The following is a 23547-nucleotide window of genomic DNA, read 5'->3' on the forward strand; positions in this document are numbered from 1 at the left end:
GATCAGGCACTCCTGGCAAGCGGCTGCACCACGTCGGCGAGCTCCTCCGACGTTTCGATCGTCTCGTCGAGCGTCAGTCGTGACGAGCAGGGCTGTGCGTTGCGTCCTGTGAAATCGGATCGGAAATGCGCGCCGCGGCTTTCCTCCCGACGAAGTGCTGCGACCGCGATCATCAGAGCGACCGCCGCCGGGTCGGCGGTTGCCTCGCAGCCGACAGCGAGCGGCAGCAAGGCCGTTGCGGCTTCGCGCAACGTTTCGTCGTCGCGCACGATGCCGAGAGCATGTGAGAAGATCGGGCGGATAGATGCAGGGTCCGGCCGCGGCGGGATTATCGTTGGAGGAAGGCATCGGCGCACTCCGGCAGGGATGGCCCCAACGCTTTGGGCCGTCGAGGCGGCCGAAACCACGGCTTCGATAAGGGAGTTGCTTGCGAGCCGGTTAGCGCCATGCAGCCCGGTGCAGGCGACCTCGCCGCAGGCCCATAAGCCGCCGACCGAGCTGCGGCTCTCCGCGTCCACGGCCACGCCGCCCATATGATAGTGGGCTGCTGGGCGTATCGGGATCGGCTCGACCGTGGGGTCTATTCCGGCTACGTGACAAAGATGTGCGATCGCCGGAAAACGTTGCGCGAATCTCGATCCGAGGCATTGCCGTGCATCGAGGAACACGCGATGTCCGGCGAGTAGCTGATGCCAGACTGCTCGCGCCACGACGTCACGCGGCGCGAGTTCGCGACCGGGGGTTCCGGCGAGGAAACGTTGTCCGCGCTCATCGACGAGCACGGCGCCTTCGCCGCGCACCGCTTCGCTCACGAGCGCCATCGGGCGATGCGGTCCATCCAGCGCCGTGGGGTGAAATTGCACGAATTCGAGATCGGCGAGCTCTGCGCCGGCGCGTGCGGCGAGCGCCAGTCCCTGGCCCCAGGAGCCGAGCGGGTTCGTGGTGTCGTGGAACAGGCCGCCGATGCCGCCGGTCGCGAGCACCACGCGGTGGCTCGCCAGGGCAAACAGGCTTGAGCCGCTGGCAGCAAGCACGCCCGCGATCGCGCCGCCTTCCATTATGAGGCGCCGAGCTTCTATCCCTTCCAGAACTGTGATCGAAGGCGTTCGGCGCACCGCTTCGGCAAGCGCGCGGGCCAGTTCGCGGCCGGTGGCGTCGCCTGCGGCGTGCACGATGCGTCGGCGCGAATGAGCGGCCTCGAGTCCGAGCCGCGGCGCTCCGTCGGGCTCACGGTCGAACCTGACGCCCAGACGTTCGAGGCCATCGATTGCTCGAGGTGCTGCCTCGACGATGCGCCTGGCGGCTGCCTCGTCGCAAAGCCCGTCACCGGCCGCCAATGTGTCTGCAAGATGCAGGTCGGGGCAATCGTCGGCGCCGAGGCTCGCCGCAAGTCCGCCCTGCGCCAGCACGGTCGAGCTGTCGCCGCCCAGCGGCGTTTTGGTCAGGAGTACCGTCGGTTCCGGGGCAAGATAAAGTGCCGTCATCAGGCCGGCAACGCCGCCGCCAACGATGACAGGGCGCCCGCCGAGATCGTGCAGGTCGAGGCTCATACAGCAAGCATCCGCTCGACCGCATGGCGGGCGCGGGCCTCGACCTTCGGATTGATGCTGACCGCGTGCCGATTGTGTTCCAGCGCAGCACGGATGTTGACGAGCGTGATGCGCTTCATGTGCGGGCAGAGATTGCAGGGGCGGATGAAGTCGACTTCTGGATGGTCGACGGCGACATTGTCGCTCATCGAACATTCGGTCATCAGCACGACGCGTGCCGGCCTGTGCTGCCCGACATAGTCGGACATCGCGGCCGTCGAGCCGGCGAAATCGGCCTCGGCGACAACCTCGGGCGGGCACTCGGGATGGGCGAGCACCGTGACACCCGGATGCGCCTCGCGAAGCTCACGGATATCGGCCGCCGTAAAACGCTCGTGGACCTCGCAATGTCCTTTCCAGGTGATGATTTCGACGTCTGTCTGCGTAGCGACGTTTTTCGCCAGATATTCATCCGGCAGCATGATGACCCGCGGCGCGCCGAGCGATCGCACCACAGCCAATGCATTCCCAGAAGTGCAGCAGATGTCGGATTCTGCCTTCACCGCGGCCGACGTGTTGACATAGGTCACGATCGGCACGCCGGGATAGCGCTGCCGCATCAGCCGCACATCTCCGGCAGAGATCGAGTCGGCCAGCGAACAGCCGGCATCGAGATCAGGGATCAGCACGGTCTTGTCCGGATTGAGGAGCTTGGCCGTCTCAGCCATGAAGTGAACGCCGGCGAGGACGATGATATCGGCCTCGACCTTTATGGCGTTGCGGGCGAGCGACAAGCTGTCGCCGACGATGTCGGCCACGCAATGGAAGATCTCGGGCGTCTGGTAGTTGTGCGCCAGGATGATGGCGTTGCGCTCGCGTTTGAGAGCGAGGATGGCGTCGATATCTTCGGAGAAGGCCGGCCATTCGACCGGAGGGATCACCCGCCGGACGCGATCATAAAGCGATGCAGCGGAAGACGGCGCAGTCTGCATGGTTTATGCTCCGTTAGAGTATAACCAGCATATGCTTATTCTGAGTATAACTAATGTCAAGCCCGAACGAGCGGTAATTTCGTCCCTGCGGCCGCGCGTTCGTCGAGAACGGCGTGGCGGAAGCGGAACAGCTTTGCGGGCCGGCCGCCGGTATCGCCGGTGGTCTCACCGGTCTCCTCGACAAGGTCTTGCTGCTCGATGAGGCGCCGGAAGTTCTGCTTGTGGACCAGCCTTCCCGCGAGCGCCTCGACCGTGCGCTGCAATTGCAGAAGCGTGAAAACCGGTGGCATCAGCTCGAACACGACCGGTCGGTATTTGATCTTGGAACGCAGCCGGGCAATCCCCGTCGCCAGGATGCGGCGGTGGTCGGCGATCATGGCCGTTCCGGGCACCTGTGAGGATGAGTTGGTATCGCGTCCGCGCGCCGCCTCCTCGATCAGGGCGGCTTCATACAGAAGCTCATAGCGCTGCAGCGTGAGCTCCTCGTTCCAGTCGCGGCCGTCCAGGCCGAAGGCAATCGCTGCGCGCTGCCGACGTTCGCGTCGCGTCGCCTGTGCGTCGGCCTCGTCCGCCCAAGCCAGCAGGCGTGGCTCAAGAATATCGGACGTCACAAGGGGATTGCCTGCGCGTCGGTCCTCCCAGGGAAAGTAATCATACCAGCTCCGCCAGCGACGCCTGGACGGATTTGCATGCTCTTCGCGGGTGAGTGCCAGGTAGCTGATCGAGATCACGCGCTGTTCGCGCTCGTCGCCGATCCTGTCGCGGTCGGCGAAAGTGTAGAGCTGCTCGATATAGCCGAGCGGATGGCCGGTTTGATGTTCCACCCATGCCCGCAGGCCTGACTGCAGCGAACGGTGGCCGTGTTCGAACGGGCCCGAAGGGAGTGCATCGGTCTGCCCGACGGTGAGAACACTCGGGCCTTGATCCCTCACGGCAACGACCACCGCGATAAGATCCACGTTTACTTCATGGACCTTCCCCGCTGCTCTTGCTTTCCTGCTTCCTGTCACCTGATCCCGCATATTTTGAAAGCTTTCGGCCAACTCGCCGATGATCGCTAGAACGTCGCCTTTGCCTGCCAGCACGTCAACGTCTATCGCATGCGGCAATTAATTCTTCGCAACTGCACAAAATTGTGCCAAACGGCTTCTACCCGAGGGACCGAGGGAGGAAAGTGCCATGAGCGCGACCGGCGAAACGAAAGCCATCACGCCACCGGACGTCGCCGCGCGGAAGGGCGGTGCGCCACTGGTGTGCCTCACCGCCTACACGACGCCGATCGCGAAAATCGTCGACCGGCATTGCGACGTGGTGCTTGTCGGCGACAGTGTCGGTATGGTGCTTCACGGTTTGCCTTCGACGCTTGGCGTCACTCTCGACATGATGATCATGCACGGACAAGCGGTGCGTCGCGGCCTGGAGCGCGCTCTGATGGTCGTCGACATGCCGTTCGGCTCGTATGAGGAGGGACCGGCGCAGGCCTTCCGCAATGCGGCGCGACTGATGGCCGAGACGGGCTGTGCGGCGGTCAAGCTGGAAGGCGGCGAGGGCATGGCCCCGACCATAGAGTTTCTCACCGCTCGTGGCGTGCCCGTCATGGCTCATATCGGCCTGACACCCCAGGCAGTGAACACGTTCGGCGGCTACCGTGTACAGGGACGTGGCGAAGGAGCGGAACGGATCAGGCGCGACGCGGCCGCGGTTTCGGCGGCTGGCGCCTTCTCGGTGGTGCTCGAAAAAGTGCCGGAAGAGCTTGCCAGGCAAATCACCAGCGAGATCGCGATACCGACAATCGGGATTGGCGCATCGCCTGCCTGCGACGGTCAGATCCTGGTGGCGGACGACATGCTTGGGGTGTTCACCGCCTTCAAGCCGAAATTCGTGAAACGCTACGCCGATCTTGGCGATGCCGCCGAGGCGGCGATCGCAGCCTACGCAGACGAGGTCCGAGAGCGGCGTTTCCCCGCCGCGGAGCACGTCTTCGGCGATGCGCCTAAAACCGGAGAAAGGGCATGAGCGTACCGATTGTCAGAACCGTTGCCGAGCTTCGGGCAAATGTTGCCGATTGGCGCCGGGAGGGCTCGCGGATCGCGGTGATACCCACCATGGGCGCATTGCATGAGGGGCATCTGAGCCTCGTTCGTGCGGCGCTGGAAAAGGCGGATCGGGTGATCGTTACGCTGTTCGTCAATCCGAAGCAGTTCAACAACGCCGGCGATCTTGCCGCCTATCCGCGTACGGAAGAGGCCGATGCGGGCAAGCTTGCGCCGCTCGGCGCACATTTGCTCTACGCGCCTGATGTCCATGAGATGTACCCGAATGGTTTTGCCACCACCGTAACGGTGAGCGGCGTCAGCGACGGGCTCTGCGGGGCCTTCCGCCGCGGCCATTTCGACGGGGTTGCGACGGTCGTTGCGAAACTGCTTTTGCAGACAGGCGCGGATCTCGCCTTCTTCGGCGAGAAGGATTTCCAGCAGTTGCATATCGTGCGGCGCATGGCGAAGGATCTTGATATTCCCATCGATATTGTCCCCTGTCCAACCGTGCGCGAGCTCGACGGCTTGGCCCTGTCATCACGCAACGTGCGGCTCTCGCCCAGGGAACGTGAGGTGGCCCCAAAGCTTGCCTCCGCCCTGTTCAATGCGGCGGAGAGGATCGCCGGAGGCGTGCCTGTCGACGAGGTGCTGGCGGGGGCCTGGTCGGCCATTATCGAGGCCGGCTATTCGCGAGTGGAGTATCTCGAGATGCGAGCGGACGAGGATCTGGCGCCGATGCACGAACTCGACCGCCCCGCGCGCCTTCTGGTGGCCGCCTGGCTGGGGGAGACACGCCTGATCGACAATGTCAAAGTTCTGTCGAGGACCAGCATCGACAATGCGCCGGGAGAGCGGACCAAGTTGAGTGTGACCGATGCCACGATCTGACCATGGAGCAAGATCGGGCTAGGCGATCGGCAACCCGCAATCGATGCTTCCAGGAGGCGAGCGGCTGGACCTTGGGGGGCTTATCCCGGAGGAAACTCGGTGCGCATTTGGAGCGCCCGGCGCGTCATCGTCGAATAGGTGATGCACCGAGAAAGCCGCCGGAAGTGACGGCCTCGCGGACATCGTGAAAACCACGCGCGAGCGGTACTCATGCACTGCAGGCGATCCCCTCACATGAGCAACTGCTATATCGGAAACACCTGAGCGGTCACCCATTCGGCCAGGCTGGCAAGCTCGGGACCGAGCACACGATCGTCCTCGACAGGTGGGACAATGTCGCGGATTTCCGCCACGAATGAGCGAAGTGCCGGTGGGGCTTCCTGGTCGGTCACGTAAAGAGCCTGCGAAGCCAGCATTGCCAGCATCGCCAGCGCCGCATCCGCGCAGCGTCCGGCCCGCTCCTCCTTGGACCACGCCAGGAATGCCGTTGCAGCGATATCATCCTGGCCCGCGCCTGCGGACTCCGTACCGGGAATTAATGTCGGTTGAGCGAAGAGCTTGGCTTGCTCGAGATATCCGGTGATCGCCATCGGCACATAGCCGACATTGCCGTGACCGTCGCTGTCGCTCGCATGGCGGTTGGTCATAAGCAGGTCAGGCAGATGCGATATGTTGCCGTTAAGGAGTTTCGAACCATGGCGGTCGCATAGGAGACTGATATCCGCCCAGATCGCAGCCAGATCGTCGAGAGCGGGCGCAGCCATCGCATTGTGATAACCACCGGTGCTTATGCAGCGTCCAAGGGGATGGGCCTCGTCTGGTGGAATGTAAACCGGATTGTCGGATGCGGATGCGAGCGAGACGGTCGCGGCGCGCTCGGCCGCGGCGCGCGCGCGATGAGCTTGACCGAGAACTTTCGGCACCACCCGGTAGCTGACTGGCGCCTGGTAGTTGCGCCGCGCGTTTCCTGCTCCGACCAGCAGTTGGCGCAGGGCTCTCAGGGCAGTCGCCTCGTGCTCGTCGTTCCATAGGGCGTCGAGTGCCGCGTCGTAATGCTCCAGCGGAGCACGGAAAGCCTCGATAGACAGGGCAAACACCTTCTCGGCCACATGAATACGCCGACGTGCCCCCAGGGCCGAGTCGGCGACAAGGGCGGCGGCACATGGCGAACCATTGATCAAAGATCCGCGCTCCTTGACCTCCAGATCGAATCTGGATGAGAGGTCCGCGAAGAGCGGATAAAGTGCGAGGATTTCGCCCGCGCCTCCTTGCCCGGAGGAAGCTACGAGAGGCATCGGTCTTCCGTCCAGCATGTCAGCGACCGCAAGCGCGATCCTCGGTGTTGTCGCTGCATGGCCCTCCAAGAAATTTGCAAGACGTGCCAAGACCATCCCCCGCACCACCCGTTCCGGATAGGGGTCTCCGAACGAGGTAGCGGCGGCGAATGCCTTGATGCGAGCATGCCGGTCTCGCTCATTCCTGGCGAGCTTCTGGCGTGCCAGTTCGCCCATCGCCGTCGTCACCCCATAGATGACAAGATCGGCGTCGCTGTCGATCAGCTGCAGGAAGGTTGCCCGGCAGTCCGCGATGCGGTTTAGAGCCTGCTGACTGATCGTGACGCTTTCCCTGTTCCAGGCGACACGAAAAACCGAATCGAGGTTGATGTCCGTTCTGGTCGTCAGCGTGACTGCCATGGGTCATCCTGTCGCTGAATGTGGTGGAACGCGCGTGAAATCCACAATCCTGAAAGTCGCGGCACAATGCGAGAATGCAGCGAAAGCAAGGGAGGGTTCGAAATCTTCTCGAGCATGTTCGGGCAGCCGAACCATATCGTCAAGGCTGATCCAGACTTCGCGGTCCGTTATCGCAAGCTTCGGCGAAAATGATTTTCTCGGACGGACTGTTTCGTTGATCTTGGCAGTATGAGGAGCCTCGATGAGCGATTTTGATCTTGTAATCACTGGCCGTGTTGTCGGAACCGATAGGGTGCGTGAGCGAGGCTATGTTGCCGTTCGCGCAGGGGTGATCGAACGGATCGGCGAAGGCTCGCCGCCTGCCGGGCGTCAACACCATGATTTCGGCAAAGCGTTTGTGCTGCCAGGGGCGATAGATGCGCAGGTGCATTCGCGCTCTCAGCGCGGGCAGGAAGACTTCATATGGTCAACCCGGTCGGCTGCCGCTGGTGGAGTGACCACGATTGTCGACATGCCTTATGACGACGGAAACCTGATCTGCACCGGCGAGCGGCTGGCCCGCAAGGCCGAAGAAGCCGGCGAGCAGGCGCGCGTCGATTTTGCCCTCTACGGAACGGTGCACCCGAAAGACGGGCCGAAATATATCGCGGAGATGGTCGCGGCGGGCGCGGCGGGCTTTAAGTTCTCCACCTTCGGCACGCACCCTGAACGATTTCCGCGCATTCCGCCGCAGATCCTACATGCCTGTTTCACCGAGATCGCCCGACATGGGCTGATCGCGGGCGCCCACAATGAGGACGACGAGACGGTGCGCGCCGCCGAAGCCGAGGTCGCCCGATCGGGCATCACCGACTATCGCGCGCATGGACTGTCGCGCCCCCCCATCGCAGAGGCCCTGGCCACGGCGGAAGTCTACGAGATAGGGGCGGCGACTGGCTGTTCCAGCCACATCGTGCATTGCTCGATCAGCCGCGGTTACGAACTTTGCAGCGCCTATCGTGTGCAAGGGCATGACACAACGATAGAAGCCTGTGTGCACTATCTGGTGCTCGACGAGGAAAACGATGTCGCGCGCCTCGGCGGCAAGGCGAAGATCAATCCTCCGATCCGGCCGCGCAAGGAGGTCGAGTCCTTGTGGCGGCATCTTGCGGCTGGCAATGTCACCGTCGTTTCGACCGACCACGTCAGCTGGTCGGAAGATCGCAAGAGTGATCCCGCAATGCTCAAGAACTCGTCAGGCGTGCCAGGGCTCGAAGTGCTCTATACCCTGCTTCTCAAGGGGCTTCTGGAACGGGGACTGAGCCCAGTCTGGGCTGCCCGGCTTCTCGCAGCCAACCCGGCACGGCTGTTCCGTATCGGCCACCGCAAGGGCGCGCTCGAGCTTGGGCGTGACGCCGACATCGTCGTTATGGCGCACGACCCGCGCCGCTACGATGCCTCGGCGAGCGGCAACAACTTCGTCGGCTGGAGTCCGTATGAGGGCATCGAATTGCCGTACCGGCCCATCGCTACCTTCTTACGCGGAGAATTGGTGTTCGACGGTGCCAACGTTGTGTCGGAGCCGGGTCACGGGCGTTTTGTAAGGCCAGCGGTTATGGCACCGCGATGAAGCTACAATCGAACCTACCGATAGATGGCGCCCGCCTGTGGGCCGACCTGATGGCGCTGGCCGAGATCACCGATCCGGGAAAGCCATATACGCGTCGATCCTTTTCAGCGCTTTTTCTGGAAGGCCGCGAGTGGCTGAAGCATCGGTTCGAAGAGGCCGGCCTTGCCGTTCGGCTAGACGCCGGCGGCAACATGATTGGCCGCATGGAAGGAAGCGACCCCTCGGCCGGAGCCATTGTGATGGGCTCGCATTCGGACACCGTTCCAGCCGGCGGCCGCTTTGATGGCATTGCCGGCGTCCTGACGGCTCTGGAGGTGCTGCGTTCCCTGCGCGACGCAGGAAAAACACTCCGGCACGCAATCGAGGTGGTTGATTTCCTCGCCGAGGAACCCAGCGAGCACGGACTTTCCTGCATTGGCAGCCGCGCCTTGGCGGGTGTTCTTTCCTCAGAGATGCTCGACTACCGCGATGGCGTGGGCGAGCGCCTTGGGGACGCCATCGACCGCGTAGGCGGCAACGTTGCCCGGCTCCAGACCGCGCGCCGACAGGATATAGCTGCCTATTTCGAACTGCATATCGAACAGGGGGTCGTTCTGGAAAGCCGAGGGATCGACCTCGGCATCGTCACAGGGATCGTCGGGATCGCGCGGGTGGAGATGAGCTTCGAGGGGCGTGCCGATCATGCCGGAACGACGCCAATGGACCTTCGGCGGGATGCTGGTGTTGCAGCCGCCCAGGCGATCGCCGTCGCATCCGAGCAGGCAAAGCTCTATGCCGCCGCCGGTCGGGGCCACTTCGTGGCCACAACAGGTGTGGTCGAGCTTTTTCCAAATGCATCGAATGTCGTGCCGGGCGCCGCGCGCGTCATCGTCGACATTCGGGGCGAGGACCACGCGCTCGTGCATGATTTCATTGCTGAACTGGATGACAGGACCAAGCTGATCGCCAGGGCCTGCAGGGTCGAACGAAAAAGTTGGAATCTCCTGTCAGATGCCAAGCCCTCCGGTTTCGATCCACGCCTGCGTGAAATCTTGACGCAAAGCGCCGGCGATCTCGGTTTCTCGACCCTCGCCATGGCTTCAGGCGCAGGTCATGATGCGGCATTCATCGCTCGCTTCGCGCCGAGTGCCATGGTGTTCGTTCCGTGCCGTGACGGCCGTAGTCATACGCCGGAGGAATGGGCAGAGCCTGACGCAATCGCGGCCGGAGCGGCCACCATCTACGAAGCGGTCCTGCGGTTTGACGCAGCTGCCGCCGAAATGGAAAAAGATTAGGAGTATTCATCATGGGGCGCATTCTTCGCGCGAGCGATGTCGAGGCCGCGGTCAAAGGTGGCGCTGTGTTCGCGGCTGGCGGCGGCGGATGGGCCGACCACGGTCGCATGCTCGGGACGGCGGCAGTCAACGCCGGCGAGCCGGAGCTGGTTTCCATGGACGAGGTGCCGGATGATGCGTGGATCGCAACCGCCGCTGCGATCGGGGCGCCGGCAAGCACGACCGAATGGCAGATGCTGGGGGTCGACTACGTCAAGGCGGTGCAACTTGTGCAGGAGGAACTCGGAGCTCCGATATACGGGCTGATGATTGGCCAGAACGGTAAGTCGAGCACGCTTAATGGCTGGCTCCCCGGTGCGCTTCTCGGCACCAAGGTCATAGATGCCGTAGGCGATATCCGGGCGCATCCGACCGGGGATATGGGTTCCATCGGCCTTGCCAATTCACCAGAGCCGATGATCCAATCGGCTGTCGGCGGCAATCGCTCCAAGAACGCCTATATCGAACTCGTCGTGCGCGGCGCCACAGGTAAGGTTTCCCCGATCCTGCGCACCGCTTCGGATATGTCCGGCGGCTTCATCGCGTCATGTCGCAATCCGGTTCGTGCTTCTTACGTCAGGAAACATGCAGCGCTTGGCGGCATCAGCATGGCGCTGGCGTTAGGGGAAGCAATTCTTGCCGCGGAAGCAAAAGGCGGCAAGGCAGTCATTGATGCCATCTGTAGGGAAACCAAGGGACAGATCATCGGCCACGGTTTGGTGGCGAGGAAGGCGGTCGCCTATACCAACGAGGCCTTCGACGTGGGCACACTGACAATCGGCACCGGCAAGGATGCCTGCGTCCTCCACGTCATGAATGAATACATGGCGGTCGAGCGTGAAGGCGAGCGTATCGCGTCCTATCCGGATGTCATCACTACGCTTGATCCCAGCGGTGTGCCGATGAGCGTCGGCGAGATCAGCGAAGGCATGGAGTTGCTGGTGCTGCGTATAGCCAAGGACGTCATCCCGCTGTCTTCGAGCGCCTCTGATCCTTCCGTCTATCCGAGCGTCGAGAAGGCGCTCGGCATCAATCTCACCGACTACGCCCTTGGCTGAAGGCTTGGCTCATTCATGAAACGGTCCTTTACTGTCACTTCGGGATCCAATCTGCGCTGCAAGGGCTGGCGCCAGGAGGGCCTGCTTCGCCTTCTCGAAAACGTGCTCGCCGTCGGCGAAGACCCGGACAATCTGATCGTCTATGCCGCCCTTGGCCGCGCGGCACGGGATTGGCCCTCGCATGACCAGATTGTGCAATCGTTGAAAACGATGAACGACGGCGAGACGCTGATCGTGCAATCCGGCAAGCCCATCGGCATCGTGCGCACACATGCCAAGGCTCCTGTCGTTCTGATGGCCAACTGCAACATGGTCGGTCAATGGGCCAAGGCGGAAAACTTCTATGCGTGGGAAAAGCAGAATCTGATCTGCTGGGGCGGCCTGACGGCGGGTGACTGGCAATATATCGGATCGCAGGGGGTTATCCAGGGCACCTACGAAATCTTCATGCGTATAGCCGAGCAGCGGTTCGGCGGCGATCTTGCCGGGCGTTTCGTGCTTACCGCCGGGCTTGGCGGCATGGGCGGCGCGCAGCCACTTGCCGGTGCCATGGCGGGTGCTGCTATTCTTTGCGTCGAAGTCGACGAGAAGCGCATCGAGAAGCGCCTGCAGGTCGGCTACCTGCACGCGAAAGCCAGCTCGCTCGACGAGGCCCTCGACATGATCCGGCAGGCTCAGGCCGAGAAGAAGGCGCTCTCGGTAGGCCTGTGCGGCAACGCGGCCGACATCTATCCGCAGATCCTGGCGCGCGGCATCATCCCCGACGTGGTCACCGACCAGACTTCGGCGCACGATCTTGTCTATGGCTATGTGCCGACCGACCTCTCTCTGGATGAGGTCCGCCGGCTGCGCAAGGAAGCGCCCGAACGGCTAATGAAAGAATCGACGCGCTCGATCGTAAAGCATGTCGAGTCGATGCTTGGTTTTCAGAAGGCCGGCTCTGTCGTTTTCGACAATGGCAATCTTATTCGTACCCAGGCGAAGAATGGCGGCGTCGCAAACGCATTCGACATTCCGGTCTTCACCGAAGCATTCCTGCGGCCGCTTTTCGCCCGCGCAATCGGTCCATTCCGTTGGATCGCGCTGTCGAACGACGCCGGCGATATTCGTAAGATCGACGATTTCTTGCTCGAACACTTTTCCAGCAACAGGATCGTCACGAACTGGATCAAGCTTGCCCGTGAGCACATTCCGTTCGAGGGCATGCCGGCGCGCATTGCCTGGCTCGGCCATGGCGAGCGTACCGAGCTTGGCCTTGCCGTAAACCGCATGGTGCGTGAGGGCATTCTCTCGGGACCGGTCGCCTTCACACGCGACCATCTGGATGCCGGCGCCATGGCGCATCCCAACATCATGACCGAAAACATGAAGGATGGTTCAGACGCGATCGCCGACTGGCCGCTTCTCAACGCGCTCGTCAACTGCGCTTCGCAAGCAGATCTCGTGGCGATTCACTCGGGAGGAGGCGGCTACTCCGGCTATATGACGAGTTCCGGTGTGACGCTGATTGCCGACGGCTCCACGGAGGCTGACGAACGCCTCGAGCTTACATTGACCAACGACACCTCCACCGGCGTGATGCGCTATGCCGACGCGGGCTACGAGGAGTCGTTCGATGAAGCTGAGAACAGCGGGATTCGGCACTTCCGGTTACCGGCGCAATGAAGGGTCGTGTCGCATGAAAGACCAGAGCACGCGAGGTTTTCTGTCCGCGCTCGAGGCTGACGGCGAACTGCATCGAGTCCAGCGCGCCATCGATCCGCGTTTCGAGATCGCTTCGGTCTTGTCGCTGCGCGAACGCGGCCCTGCCCAGCTTTTTGAAAACGTCACCGGTCACGCCATGCCGGTCGTCGCGAATCTGTTCAACAGTCGCGGCCGCTTTGCCCGAGCCCTTGGCGTTCCAAGGAAGGACCTTGACAGGTTCTACCTCGCCGCGCTGCGCAACCCCGTGAAGCCGACGATGGTCACGGACGCGCCGGTTCAGGAAGTCGTGCACTCGGATGCAATCGAGGTCGACACTTTGCTGCCTGTGCCGCACTGGTTCGAACGTGAAGCCGCGCCTTATGTCACGGCCGGCGTCATCGTGGCCAAGGATCCTGAGACCGGCCGTCGAAACGTATCGATCGCACGGTTGCGGCTTGAAGGCGGAAACCGTCTCATGGCGGGCATAGCCAAGAACCACCACTTGGCAATCATCGCCGAGAAAGCGCGCCAGCGCGGTCACGATCTCGAAATCGCGGTGGTTATCGGCAATCATGCCGCCGTTCTGCTTGGCTCGCAGATGTATGTCGAACTTGGGGACGACGAATTCGACATAGCCGGCGGATTGCTCGGCGAGCCGGTCGAACTCGTCAAGTGCCGGACCGTTGGCCTCGAGGTTCCAGCGCACGCGGAGATCGTGCTCGAAGGGCGGCTCCGGCCGGACGACCTGATAGAGGAAAACGCCGTTTCGGAGTTTCCCGGCTTCTATGTCTATTATGGGCCGGGGATCGGGGTCGAGATCGACTGTGTCACGCATCGCGCTGACGCGATCTACCAAGCCATCCTCCCCGGCTACGCGGCCGAACATTGCTTGCTCGGAGCGGTCGCCATCGGAACCACGCTCACGCGCGATCTCCAGCGCTCGATCCCGGCTGTCCGACGTGTTCTGGTAACAGATGGTGGGATGGGGCGGCTCCACGCGGTCATCGTCATGCATCGACCGAGACTTGGCGAGGGCAAGCGAGCAATCCTTCTTGCCATGGGGCTCGTCAACCTTCTGAAGCTGGTAATCGTGGTAGACGATGATGTCGATCCCGAAGACCCACGCCAGGTGGAATGGTCTTTGGCCGCCCGCTTCCGCGGCCACGAGGATCTTATCGTGCTGCCGGGCGTCAAGGCCGATCGTTGTGATCCCGTACACGAAGACCTCGTCGTCACCAAGATCGGCATGGTCGCCACCACCCGGCCCGGTGACGGGGAACCCGGCGGGCGCTCCGAATTCGCAAGGCCGCCACCCGAGGTCTACGACCGCATCAGACGGGATCTGGAACTCTATTGAAGCCGAGTGGAGGATGCCGTGCCGAGACAACGTTTCATCGTCGCGATAACCGGAGCTTCCGGGCATCCCTACGGGATACGGCTCCTGCAAACCCTGCGCGAATTCGATTTCGAAACGCATCTTGTCATGTCGCGATCAGCCGTTGTGGCTCTCGCCCATGAGAGCGACATGAAACTGAGGGACGTCCATGCTCTTGCAGATCACGTCCACGCCAATGACGATGTCGCGGCAGCAATATCGAGCGGCTCGTTTCGAACCGCCGGCATGATTGTCGCCCCATGCTCGGCCAAGACCCTCGGCGAAATAGCTTCGGGCGCCTGCGGCACGCTTGTCTCGCGCGCCGCTGACGTGACACTGAAAGAGCGAAGGCGGCTCGTCCTTCTTTTCCGTGAGACCCCTTTGCACCTGGGCCATTGCCGCAACATGGTCGCCGTGACGGAAATGGGAGCTATCGTCATGCCGCCGGTCCCGGCGTTCTATCCCAAGCCGAAAAGCGTGGATGAGATCGTCGACCACACGATAGGCCGTGCGCTTGACCTTTTCGATGTCGATACCGGACGGGTGAAGCGTTGGAAGGAGGAGGCCGAGCTCTGAAACAAGGCCCGCTTCGCCTTTAGCGATTGGCCAGTTCTTGAAAATCTATTTCTTATGACGCCGGAACAAGGCGGATAGTCTTGGATGACCCAAGTGCCATTTGCGGCACTTGGCACACAGGGGTTCAAGGATACCCCCGGAAAACAAACGGTCGATGCCGCCGCCGGGGACCAATATGGGAGATTCATGATGATTGGCAATTTGGTTGCGGCGACAGCCTTCGTATTCGGTACCTGCCTGGCAGGTGCCGCCTTTGCGCAGGAGACGGTCGTGCTCAAATTCGCGAGTGCCTTTCCGCCGCAAAGCAAGACCAATTCGATAACGGTTCCGGCCTTCATCAAGGCTATCGAGGAGGCGTCGGAGGGCACGCTCAAGATCGAACACTATCCGGGCGGGACGCTTGGCCCCAACCCGACTACGCAGTTGAAACTGGTCGAGGACGGCGTGGTCGACATCGCGGAGGTGGTCGCATCCTATACGCCGGGCCGGTTCAAGGAACTTGAAATGTTCGAGGTTCCGTTCGTGTTCGAATCAACGCTCGAGGCAAGTCTCACCGCCTGGACCCTTTACGAAAAGGGCTTGCTGACCGGGTTCGATAACCTCGAACTGGTGGGTATTGCCGAGGTCGGTCCATATTTCGTTCACACGTCCAAGGAAGTGACCAAGCCGGACGATCTTGCCGGCATGAAGCTGCGTGCAGGCGGCGCGGTGCAGGGAGCGGTCGTCCAGGGCCTCGGGGGCGTCGCGGTGGGCGGCATGCCGGCGCCGCAGATCGCCGAGAACATCTCGCGCGGCGTTATCGGCGGAACGCTGATGGACATGGGCAATCTCTATAACTTCCGCATCGCCGATGCCGCCTATTATCACGTCGTCAATGTTCCTCTCGGCAACGTCGCCGTCATGTTCCCGATGAACAAGGCCAAGTACGAGAGCCTCCCGGAAAAGGCGAAGGCCGCGTTCGACAAAGTCCGGGGCCAATGGTTCACCACCGTGCTTGCGGAAAATCTCGACAAGCAGAATGAAGAGACACTCGCCAAACTTAAGGAAGACGAGAAGCACCACATCGTCGAGTTCACCGACGAGGACGTGAAGAGCCTCTCAGAGAAGCTGTCGTCGATCAAGGATCGCTGGGATACGGGCGAGGGCGAGTCCAATCTCTACCAGCAGATGATCGCAGCCCGCGACGCCGTGCGCGCTTCGAAGTAACGGCAAACGGCGGCTTCGGCCCGGCTGAAGCCGCCTGTTCCTTGAGTCTTGGACCTGCGAAATGGCTTTCCTCGAATACATACGCCGGTCATCCCGATCCGTGGCGACCCTTGGCCTTGCTGCACTGGTGCTTCTCTCTATCGTCATGATGGCTGACATTGCCGGGCGCGAGCTCTTCTCTTCGCCGATCTCCGGTTTCAGCGATATCGCCGACCTCATCGTCGTGATTGCCGCCGCCGCCTGCTTTCCCGCCTCGCTCGCAAACAACCAGCATGTGGCGGTGCGCTTCGCCGGGTTGGCGCATTGGCGGGTGCGCGAAGGCCTCGATCTCATCGGCCACAGCATCATGCTGGCCGTCCTGTCGATCATCGCTTACCAACTCGTCCGCTATACGGCAGATATATACGCCACTGGCCAGACAACCTGGCTTCTCTACATACCGGTGTGGCCCGTTTGGGTCTTGGTCACGGCGCTGTTTATCCTCTGCGTGCCGGTGCAGCTTGCGCAGGTCCTCTATTACCTGCGCCGGTTCTTCTCACTGCGACCGCTGGACGACAAGCCCCTGGCGGACGAGCAGGTCCTTCCAGTCGAGACAGGCGAATAACACGATGGGTCCGATCGAAACCGGAATACTGGGATTGGCCTGCCTCGTTGCAGTCATTATCCTTCACGTGCCCGTCGGCATCGCCATGGCCGCCGTCGGCGGTGCGGGCTACCTTTATATGACCGGTGATGCGTCCGGCATGTTTTCGCTGTTCGGCACCGAAACGGTCAACATGCTCACCAACAAGGACTTCGCGGTCGTGATGTCCTTTCTGTTGATGGGCGGTTTCGCCGGGGCCGCTGGCATTTCGGCGGATATTTATCGGGTCGCCAATGCGTGGATCGGCCACTGGAAGGGCGGTCTGGCCATGGCAACGGTCCTTGGCTGCGCAGGGTTCGGCGCGATCTCGGGCTCGTCCATCGCGACGGCTGCGACGATGACCAAGATCGCCATGCCAGAGATGGAGAAGCGCCACTATGCGCTGTCACTATGCGCGGGCACGCTGGCCGCCGGTGGCACGCTCGGCTCGCTTATCCCTCCGTCGATCATCATGGTCATCTATGCGGTGCAGGTTCAGCAATTCATCGTCGATCTCTTTCTCGCCGCGATCATACCGGGCATTCTTTCGGTCTTTTTGTTCGTCTTGGCGATCCGCATCCAACTCATGATCAAGCCCAAGCTGGCGAGTGCGGGGGAGCGGTCGGACTGGTCGGAGAGGGTGAGGGAAACTAAGCGCAGTTGGGCGGCCCTTGCCATCATTATCGTCGTCATGGGGGGTATCTATAGCGGCTTCTTCACCGTTAACGAGGGTGCTGCTGTGGGTCTTGTCCTGACGCTGATCTTCGCGCTTGTTCGACGCTCGATGGACCGCACGTCCTTTTTCAAGACGTTATACGAGTCCGCGGGATCGATTGCGATGCTCTATCTGATCGTGATTGGAGCCAACATCTTCGGCTATTTCGTCACGCTGTCGCATATGCCGAGCGCACTTACTGCCTGGGTGACCGAGCTGGGAGTGTCACCGCTCGTGGTGATCTTCATTCTGATTGGAATGTATATCGTTCTCGGTTGCGTCTTCGACGCATTGGCCGGCATGGTTCTGACGCTGCCCTTCGTCGTGCCCCTTGTCGACAGCCTCGGCTATGACCTCGTCTGGTGGGGCATTGTCAACGTCATGGTCATCGAGATCGGCATGATCACTCCGCCGGTGGGCATCAACGTTTTCGTCATCAAGGGACTGCGACCGGATATTCCGCTCGGAACCATATTCCGCGGCATCTCGCCGTTCCTGATCGCCAATGTAGTGGCGCTGGTTCTCGTCGTCCTGTTCCCACAACTGGCAACCTGGCTACCGAGCCTGCTGCGTTAGCCGCCAGGCGTGGAAATCAGTCAAAGGAAATTTCGATGACCAAGCCACTGTCCGGCGTCCGGGTTCTCGACTTCAGTCGAGTCCTGGCCGGCCCCTTCTGCACGGCCCTTATGGCGGATATGGGGGCCGACATCATCAAGGTCGAGCCTCCTGCGGGAGACGACCAGAGATCAATGGGCGCCTTCCGCGAAGGTGTCAGCGTGAGTTTCGAACTGATCAACCGCAACAAGCGGAGCCTCAGACTTGACCTCAAAACCGATGAGGGGCGTGAGATCGCAAGACGACTGGCCGCCCAATGCGATGTCGTCGTCGAAAATTTCCGTCCTGGCATCGCATCGAAGCTCGGCATCGACTACGAATCGCTCAGCCGATCACGGCCAGACCTGATCTATTGCTCCATTTCCGGCTTCGGCCAATCGGGGCCGCTGGCCGGTTTTCCAAGCTACGATGTCGTCGCGCAGGCGTTGTCCGGCCTGATGAGCATCACCGGCTCACCTGATGGCGAACCCATGTTGGTCGGCGATTCCGTCGGCGACACCGTATCCGGCCTTTTCGCTGCGTGGTCGATCTCTTCGGCGCTCTATCGCCGCCTGACGACAGGCAAGGGGGCAAGGTTGGACGTGGCGATGTTCGACTCGCTCTTTGCCCTGTTGCCGACCGCGCTTGCTCAATGGCAGGTGACCGAGGCTGCACCGGGACGCGAAGGTAATCAGCACCCGTTGTCGGCACCTTTCGGGGCGTATGCTGCCGCCGATGGAAACTTCATCCTGGCCATCGCGAACAACGCATTGTTTCGACGCTTCGCTGTCGCGATCGGCCGCCCTGAGCTGGCAGAAGACCCAAGGTTCTCTTCGGATCCGTTGCGCCGTCTCAACCGGGATGTGCTGCGCAGTGAAATCGAGACATGGTCGCGGAAAAGATCTGGGGCTGATGTCGTTGAGCTTCTTGGTTCCGCGGGTATTCCGGTTTCCACGATCTGGGATGTCGCCCAGGCTGCCGATAGCACCCACGCCGAACACCGCAAGCTGATGACGAGCGTCGAGCACCCGTCCCTCGGAACGCTGAGATTGCCGGAACAACCCGTGCATATCGACGGCGAGGAACGCGGCGCATTGCGCCCGGCGCCGATGCTCGGCGCCGATGGGCCGGCGATCCTTTCGGAACTGCTGGGCATGACCCAAGCGGAAATCGCGACGTTGCAAACGGCAGAAGTGATCTGACCCTGCTCCTCGAAGGCAACAGGACATTGTGAAGAATGGATCTGCGTTTCTCGAACGAAGACAAGACCTTTGCCCGCGCCGTCCGCAGCTATTTGAGCGAAAACCTTCCAGATACCCTGGCACATAAGGTTCGCTATAACCAGCGGCTGACGCGCCAGGACTATGTGCAGTGGCAGGACGTCCTCGCGGCTGCGAACTGGTATGCCATCGGCTGGCCTAAGGAAGCCGGGGGGCCAGGGCTGACACCGACCCAACGCTACTTGTTCGATCGCGAATACGGCACTTTGCCGTGTCCGCATCCCTGCCAGTTCGGTATCGCGATGGCCGGCCCGGTCATTTACACCTTCGGCACGATTGAACAGAAAAGCCGTTTCCTGCCGGGAATCCGCGAAAACAGGGATTTCTGGTGCCAAGGCTATTCGGAGTCGGGGGCAGGGTCCGATCTCGCCGCCTTGAGAACGACGGCCACGCGCGATGGCGACACCTATGTGGTCAATGGTCAGAAGATCTGGACGACCTGGGCAAACTGGGCCGATTGGATGTTCTGCCTCGTCAAGACCGATCTCACCGTGAAACCGCAACTCGGGATTTCGTTTTTGCTCGTCGACATGCGCACGCCGGGCATCACAGTACGGCCGATCAGGACACTCGATGGCGACGCCGAATTCAACGAAGTCTTCTTCGACAATGTTCGTGTGCCGGCCGAAAACATGATCGGCAGGGAAGGCGAGGGATGGACATTCGCCAAGTTCCTGCTCGAACATGAGCGCTTCTCCATGTCCGGTTCCGCTCGTTCGAAGCGTATCCTTAAGGAGCTTCAGGAGGATGCGGTTGCGCTCGGGCGTGAAGGGGATGTTTTCATAGCCGATCGGCTGACCCGCCTGGAAGTCGAATTGCTGGCGCTCGAATATATGGAGCTCCGGCTGCTGGCCCGTAGCATGGCGGGCGATAATCTCGGGCCGGAAGCCTCGAAACTCAAGATTCGCGGAACCGAGATTGCACAGGCGCTCTCGCGGTTGCGGATCGATATCCATGGAGGAGCATGTCTCTCCTGGTCGGAAGCCTTTCTCGACGGACTGGCCGCGTCCGAAAACCCCCAGGCTGCCGGTGCGATCGCGACTTATCTCAATCAGCGCAAGCTCTCGATCTGGGGCGGATCCAACGAGATTCAGAGAATGATACTCGCCAAGCAAATATTGGGACTGGGGTAGTCGGATGGATTATTCTTTCGATAGCGAAACTCGCATGCTTGCCGAGAGTGTTACTCGTTTCGTCAGTGATCATACCGATGCGCCGAACGATCTTTGGCCGCACATGGCCGAGCTCGGCTGGCTCGGTTTACCGTTTTCCGAAACGGCGGGCGGCATTGGGTTAGGCGCCGTCGGGACGATGGTCATCATGGAAGGTTTGGGCGCGGGTCTCCTGTCGACACCATACATCCCCACAGTAGTGACCGCAGGAGGTCTTCTGGCGTATTGCTCGGAGCAAGCAGACCGCCTGTCGTCGTTGATCGCCGGGAAACTTCGGATCGTGGCCGCCTGCCTTCACCACACGGATGACGTACCGGCGGTCGCCCACGCCGACGGCGACGGCTATCGCCTGAACGGCGCCGGCATCCTTGTTCTCGGAGCAGATGAAGCGGAGGCGGTGGTGATATCGGCGCGTGTGGAAGGCTCGTCCGAGATCGGCATTTTTCTCGTCCCTCTCGACAGTCGCGGGGTTGAACCGCAGGTTCAAGAACTGCCTGACGGACGCAAGGCCGTGCGCATGAGTTTGGCCGATATCTCCCTAGCGGCCGGTGATCGAATAAATGGCCAGGGCGATGGCCGCACCATGCTCAGCGCAACGAGGGATGCCGCACTGCTTGCCGCTGCAGCGGAAAATCTTGGCGCAATGCAGACCCTTTTCGATATGACTCTTGAATATGTCAAGACGCGCAAGCAATTCGGCCGTGCGATCGGATCTTTCCAGGCTCTCCAGTTTCGGCTCGTTGATCTATGGGTCAAGTTGGATGAAGCACGCTCACTCGTGATAACCGCGGCAATGGCCGCCGACGAGGAACAGGCGGATGCCCCCAGGCTTGCCGCCGCAGCCTGGATCCAAACCTTGTGGTCGGGCAAGGCGATTTGCGAGGAGGCCATCCAGATGCATGGCGCTATCGGCATGACGGAAGAATGCGCCGTCGGACGCTATGTCAAACGCATTCTGGTCAATGAACTGATGTTCGGTCCAGCCGAGCGTCATCTGACGCGCTATCGCTCGCTGAACCGGGCGTAAAGCCGGCGGTGGCCAGATTCTGGCGGAAGATCGCAATCAGGCTACGCTCTATCTCGGTGAGGCTTCGCGCAGCGGAAAACAGGATCGACAAGCGGCGACTTATGGCAGGCTCGACGATGGGATTGAACTGAAAGATCCCGGCGTCGACATAAGGCTGCACCGAAGGCTGAGGCAGTATCGTGGCTAAAGGCATGCGACGGATCAACGCCAGGATCATCGTCAGTGAGTTGACCTCCATCTGAGGCGTGAGGCGCGTGCCGGATTCATCGGCAGCCCGATCGAGGATCTGGCGCAATCCAAAAGCTTCACCCGGCAGGACGAGCGGGATTCCCGCCAGCCGGCGCAGCGCGACGTTGCCGGGCGGCAATGGTGGAGAGGCCGCACTCGAAACAACACCCAGCACGTCCCTTGTGTTGAGATCGAGTTGGGAGGTGCGTGACACGTGAGCCTCGACCAGGGCAAAGCTGATCGCGCCTGATTCCACCCAGCGATGCAGGGTCTGCGTCGGCGCCTCCTGGACCTGAAGTTTCACGTTAGGATAGGCGCGCCCCCATTCTTCCAGCGCGGCGGTGATCGCTCGGACAAGGGGACCGTCATGGTTGATCATGGGGACGAAGCCGACCGACAGTCGCTCGTGGCGGGAAGCTGCATAATGCGCGGCCTGAAACGCGATATGATCAGATCGTTCAATCGCCGGCGTGAACAATTTGGCAAGCCTTTCGGTGTCCAGCGTCGGCCCTAGTCCGGTTCGGTGCCGATGAAACAGCTTTCGGCCGACCACAAGCTCGAGTTTGCGCAACTGGTTGGAAAGCGCCGGCTGCACGACATGTAGCTTGCGTGCCGCCGCCGTGACGTTCAACTGATCGCACAAAGTCAGAAAATAGCGCATCTGCTTCAGTGTTATCTTTGGCTCGTAATGCACCGTCGGCTCCGGATCCTGAACGATGTCCCTCAAGAGCGAAACATAGCTCCGCGCCGCGGGGTGATCTGCGGTGATCCGGGCAACAACCTTGCTGGCGAGGTCTACGGGAAGTCTGGCATAGCCGATATTGAGACGCGCCAAGCCTCCCGCTACGAGGCTCTGGGGCGCTAAAAGGCAGAATGGAGCCGCATCGCGCGACAGTCTGGGAAACGTCCCGACATCCTCTTCAATCACCATGGGATCGGGAAGGTCGTGTGTCGCGCAATAGGCGCGGGCAAGCCGAAGCTGAGCTGGTGCCAGAGACGGCAGAAAAAGAGGCAATGTCCGCAATGTCTCGAAAGGCACCGTTCGCCGGCCATCAAGGGAACGTTCGGCCGATGTGACGCACAGCCATTCGTCGAGAAAGAGAAGCGTGCCTTCCGGATCGCCGCCGTTTTCGGCGTAATCGAGCACCACGCGGCCACCAGGGGAAGCTTTTCCATGCGCAGGCAAATCCAGTACAGCGCTCTCTTCGAACCCGCGTGACGCGCTGTCAGCGAACTGGACGGTCGCAAGTGCCCCGGGGTGGATCTTGCGCAACTTCCGTACCGCAAGGCTTGCAGCTCGCGATAGCCGCCCCAGCATGAATTGCAGCGGCGACGATACCTCTATTTGCTCGATCAATGCCGTTTCCGGCAGGTTCAAAACGGTTTCCGCTGCTTCCGCGAGCTGCAATATCGGCTCGGCCGCCTGGTACAGCCAACGCGCCGCTTCGGTCGGGTAGTGACCGAGAGGGCCGCGCTGAAACATCGTCAACCCCAGCTCGCGTTCCAGCAGGTTGAGGTTCTCGCTGAGCGCCGAGGCCGACAGGCCAGCTCGAGCAGCACCCTGCGCATGGTTTTTGTGCTGACAGGCCAGTATGAAATATGAAAGTTGCCTAGTTTCCATCTCGCGCCAGCTTTAGCACCGGAGCCCCCTAGGGGCTACGGGCGATATATGGCGGCTACCAGTGCGGCGATACCGGAAAGGAAGGCAGTTCGCGCTGACTTATGTCACGGTTCGGCTTTCGCGATTAGCGGAATTCTTTCCAAACCTACGATCAGGATAATCCAACAGAGCCGAAGAGTCATAGTCGCTACCAACAAAGCCGTTGAATTCTCCGGTGGGCACGTGGAGGTGGCCTGAGACCATCCACGCGCAGTGCCCGATCATTAAGGTTTGTGTTGGGTTTCCCGCCAGGACGATTGTGCCCACGCCGTTGTCCTCTTCGGCGATCG

General features: G+C 61.4%; 19 protein-coding genes. 14 read left to right on the forward strand and 5 right to left on the reverse strand.

Annotation, left to right across the window (positions count from 1 at the left end; genetic code table 11):
* Positions 1-2 precede the first annotated feature (2 nt).
* The 3 genes from ACCO56_RS16955 to ACCO56_RS16965 are packed head-to-tail and all read right to left on the reverse strand — an operon-like array spanning position 3 to position 3543.
* Complete coding sequence (locus tag ACCO56_RS16955; RefSeq protein WP_433641958.1) at positions 3-1550, reverse strand: L-aspartate oxidase; 1548 nt, start codon at positions 1548-1550, stop codon at positions 3-5.
* Positions 1547-2521 (reverse strand): quinolinate synthase NadA, encoded by a 975-nt coding sequence (gene nadA, locus ACCO56_RS16960; protein ID WP_433641959.1) that lies wholly within the window; start codon positions 2519-2521, stop codon positions 1547-1549. Before nadA ends, ACCO56_RS16955 begins: the two co-directional genes overlap by 4 nt.
* A gap of 56 nt (positions 2522-2577) precedes the next feature.
* Positions 2578-3543 (reverse strand): NUDIX hydrolase, encoded by a 966-nt coding sequence (locus ACCO56_RS16965; protein WP_433642030.1) that lies wholly within the window; start codon positions 3541-3543, stop codon positions 2578-2580.
* Between the two features lie 157 nt (positions 3544-3700).
* Between ACCO56_RS16965 and panB the strand changes: the two genes are divergently transcribed.
* Positions 3701-4537, forward strand: coding sequence for a 3-methyl-2-oxobutanoate hydroxymethyltransferase (gene panB / locus ACCO56_RS16970; protein WP_433641960.1), 837 nt, complete (start codon positions 3701-3703; stop codon positions 4535-4537).
* Positions 4534-5445, forward strand: a complete 912-nt coding sequence (panC, locus tag ACCO56_RS16975; RefSeq protein WP_433641961.1) for a pantoate--beta-alanine ligase — start codon at positions 4534-4536, stop codon at positions 5443-5445. The genes panB and panC overlap by 4 nt, the downstream gene beginning before the upstream one ends.
* Positions 5446-5690: 245 nt before the next feature.
* On the opposite strand, the gene ACCO56_RS16980 is transcribed toward panC, so the two are convergent.
* The gene (locus ACCO56_RS16980; protein WP_433641962.1) at positions 5691-7139 is read right to left on the reverse strand and encodes an aromatic amino acid lyase; all 1449 of its coding nucleotides are present in this window, start codon (positions 7137-7139) and stop codon (positions 5691-5693) included.
* Between the two features lie 241 nt (positions 7140-7380).
* On the opposite strand from ACCO56_RS16980, the gene ACCO56_RS16985 reads away from it, so the two are divergent.
* From ACCO56_RS16985 to ACCO56_RS17040, 12 genes are all read left to right on the forward strand, one after another.
* On the forward strand, positions 7381-8748 hold the full coding sequence (locus tag ACCO56_RS16985; RefSeq protein ID WP_433641963.1) for a dihydroorotase: 1368 nt from the start codon (positions 7381-7383) through the stop codon (positions 8746-8748).
* Positions 8745-10022, forward strand: coding sequence for a Zn-dependent hydrolase (locus tag ACCO56_RS16990; RefSeq protein ID WP_433641964.1), 1278 nt, complete (start codon positions 8745-8747; stop codon positions 10020-10022). Before ACCO56_RS16985 ends, ACCO56_RS16990 begins: the two co-directional genes overlap by 4 nt.
* Before the next feature lie 11 nt (positions 10023-10033).
* Positions 10034-11119: a DUF917 domain-containing protein gene (locus ACCO56_RS16995; protein ID WP_433641965.1), complete on the forward strand. Its 1086-nt coding sequence runs from the start codon at positions 10034-10036 to the stop codon at positions 11117-11119.
* A gap of 15 nt (positions 11120-11134) precedes the next feature.
* Positions 11135-12784, forward strand: coding sequence for a urocanate hydratase (locus ACCO56_RS17000; RefSeq protein ID WP_433641966.1), 1650 nt, complete (start codon positions 11135-11137; stop codon positions 12782-12784).
* A complete protein-coding gene (locus ACCO56_RS17005) occupies positions 12735-14159 on the forward strand; it encodes a UbiD family decarboxylase (RefSeq protein ID WP_433641968.1) in 1425 nt (474 codons plus the stop codon). The genes ACCO56_RS17000 and ACCO56_RS17005 overlap by 50 nt, the downstream gene beginning before the upstream one ends.
* A gap of 18 nt (positions 14160-14177) precedes the next feature.
* Complete coding sequence (locus tag ACCO56_RS17010; RefSeq protein ID WP_433641969.1) at positions 14178-14753, forward strand: UbiX family flavin prenyltransferase; 576 nt, start codon at positions 14178-14180, stop codon at positions 14751-14753.
* 186 nt (positions 14754-14939) lie between these two features.
* On the forward strand, positions 14940-15959 hold the full coding sequence (locus ACCO56_RS17015; RefSeq protein WP_433641970.1) for a TRAP transporter substrate-binding protein: 1020 nt from the start codon (positions 14940-14942) through the stop codon (positions 15957-15959).
* 61 nt (positions 15960-16020) lie between these two features.
* Positions 16021-16563: a TRAP transporter small permease gene (locus ACCO56_RS17020; protein ID WP_433641971.1), complete on the forward strand. Its 543-nt coding sequence runs from the start codon at positions 16021-16023 to the stop codon at positions 16561-16563.
* A 4-nt stretch (positions 16564-16567) separates the two neighbouring features.
* Positions 16568-17872: a TRAP transporter large permease gene (locus tag ACCO56_RS17025; RefSeq protein ID WP_433641972.1), complete on the forward strand. Its 1305-nt coding sequence runs from the start codon at positions 16568-16570 to the stop codon at positions 17870-17872.
* A gap of 35 nt (positions 17873-17907) precedes the next feature.
* The gene (locus tag ACCO56_RS17030; RefSeq protein WP_433641973.1) at positions 17908-19092 is read left to right on the forward strand and encodes a CaiB/BaiF CoA transferase family protein; all 1185 of its coding nucleotides are present in this window, start codon (positions 17908-17910) and stop codon (positions 19090-19092) included.
* Between the two features lie 35 nt (positions 19093-19127).
* On the forward strand, positions 19128-20303 hold the full coding sequence (locus ACCO56_RS17035) for an acyl-CoA dehydrogenase family protein (RefSeq protein ID WP_433641974.1): 1176 nt from the start codon (positions 19128-19130) through the stop codon (positions 20301-20303).
* A 34-nt stretch (positions 20304-20337) separates the two neighbouring features.
* Positions 20338-21369, forward strand: a complete 1032-nt coding sequence (locus ACCO56_RS17040) for an acyl-CoA dehydrogenase family protein (protein ID WP_433641975.1) — start codon at positions 20338-20340, stop codon at positions 21367-21369.
* Here ACCO56_RS17040 and ACCO56_RS17045 read toward each other — a convergent pair.
* Positions 21302-23218: a LysR family transcriptional regulator gene (locus tag ACCO56_RS17045; protein WP_433641976.1), complete on the reverse strand. Its 1917-nt coding sequence runs from the start codon at positions 23216-23218 to the stop codon at positions 21302-21304. The two genes, ACCO56_RS17040 and ACCO56_RS17045, sit on opposite strands and share 68 nt — an antisense overlap.
* Between the last annotated feature and the right edge of the window lie 329 nt (positions 23219-23547).

Source organism: Mesorhizobium sp. 1B3 (assembly GCF_050958605.1).
GTDB lineage: Bacteria > Pseudomonadota > Alphaproteobacteria > Rhizobiales > Rhizobiaceae.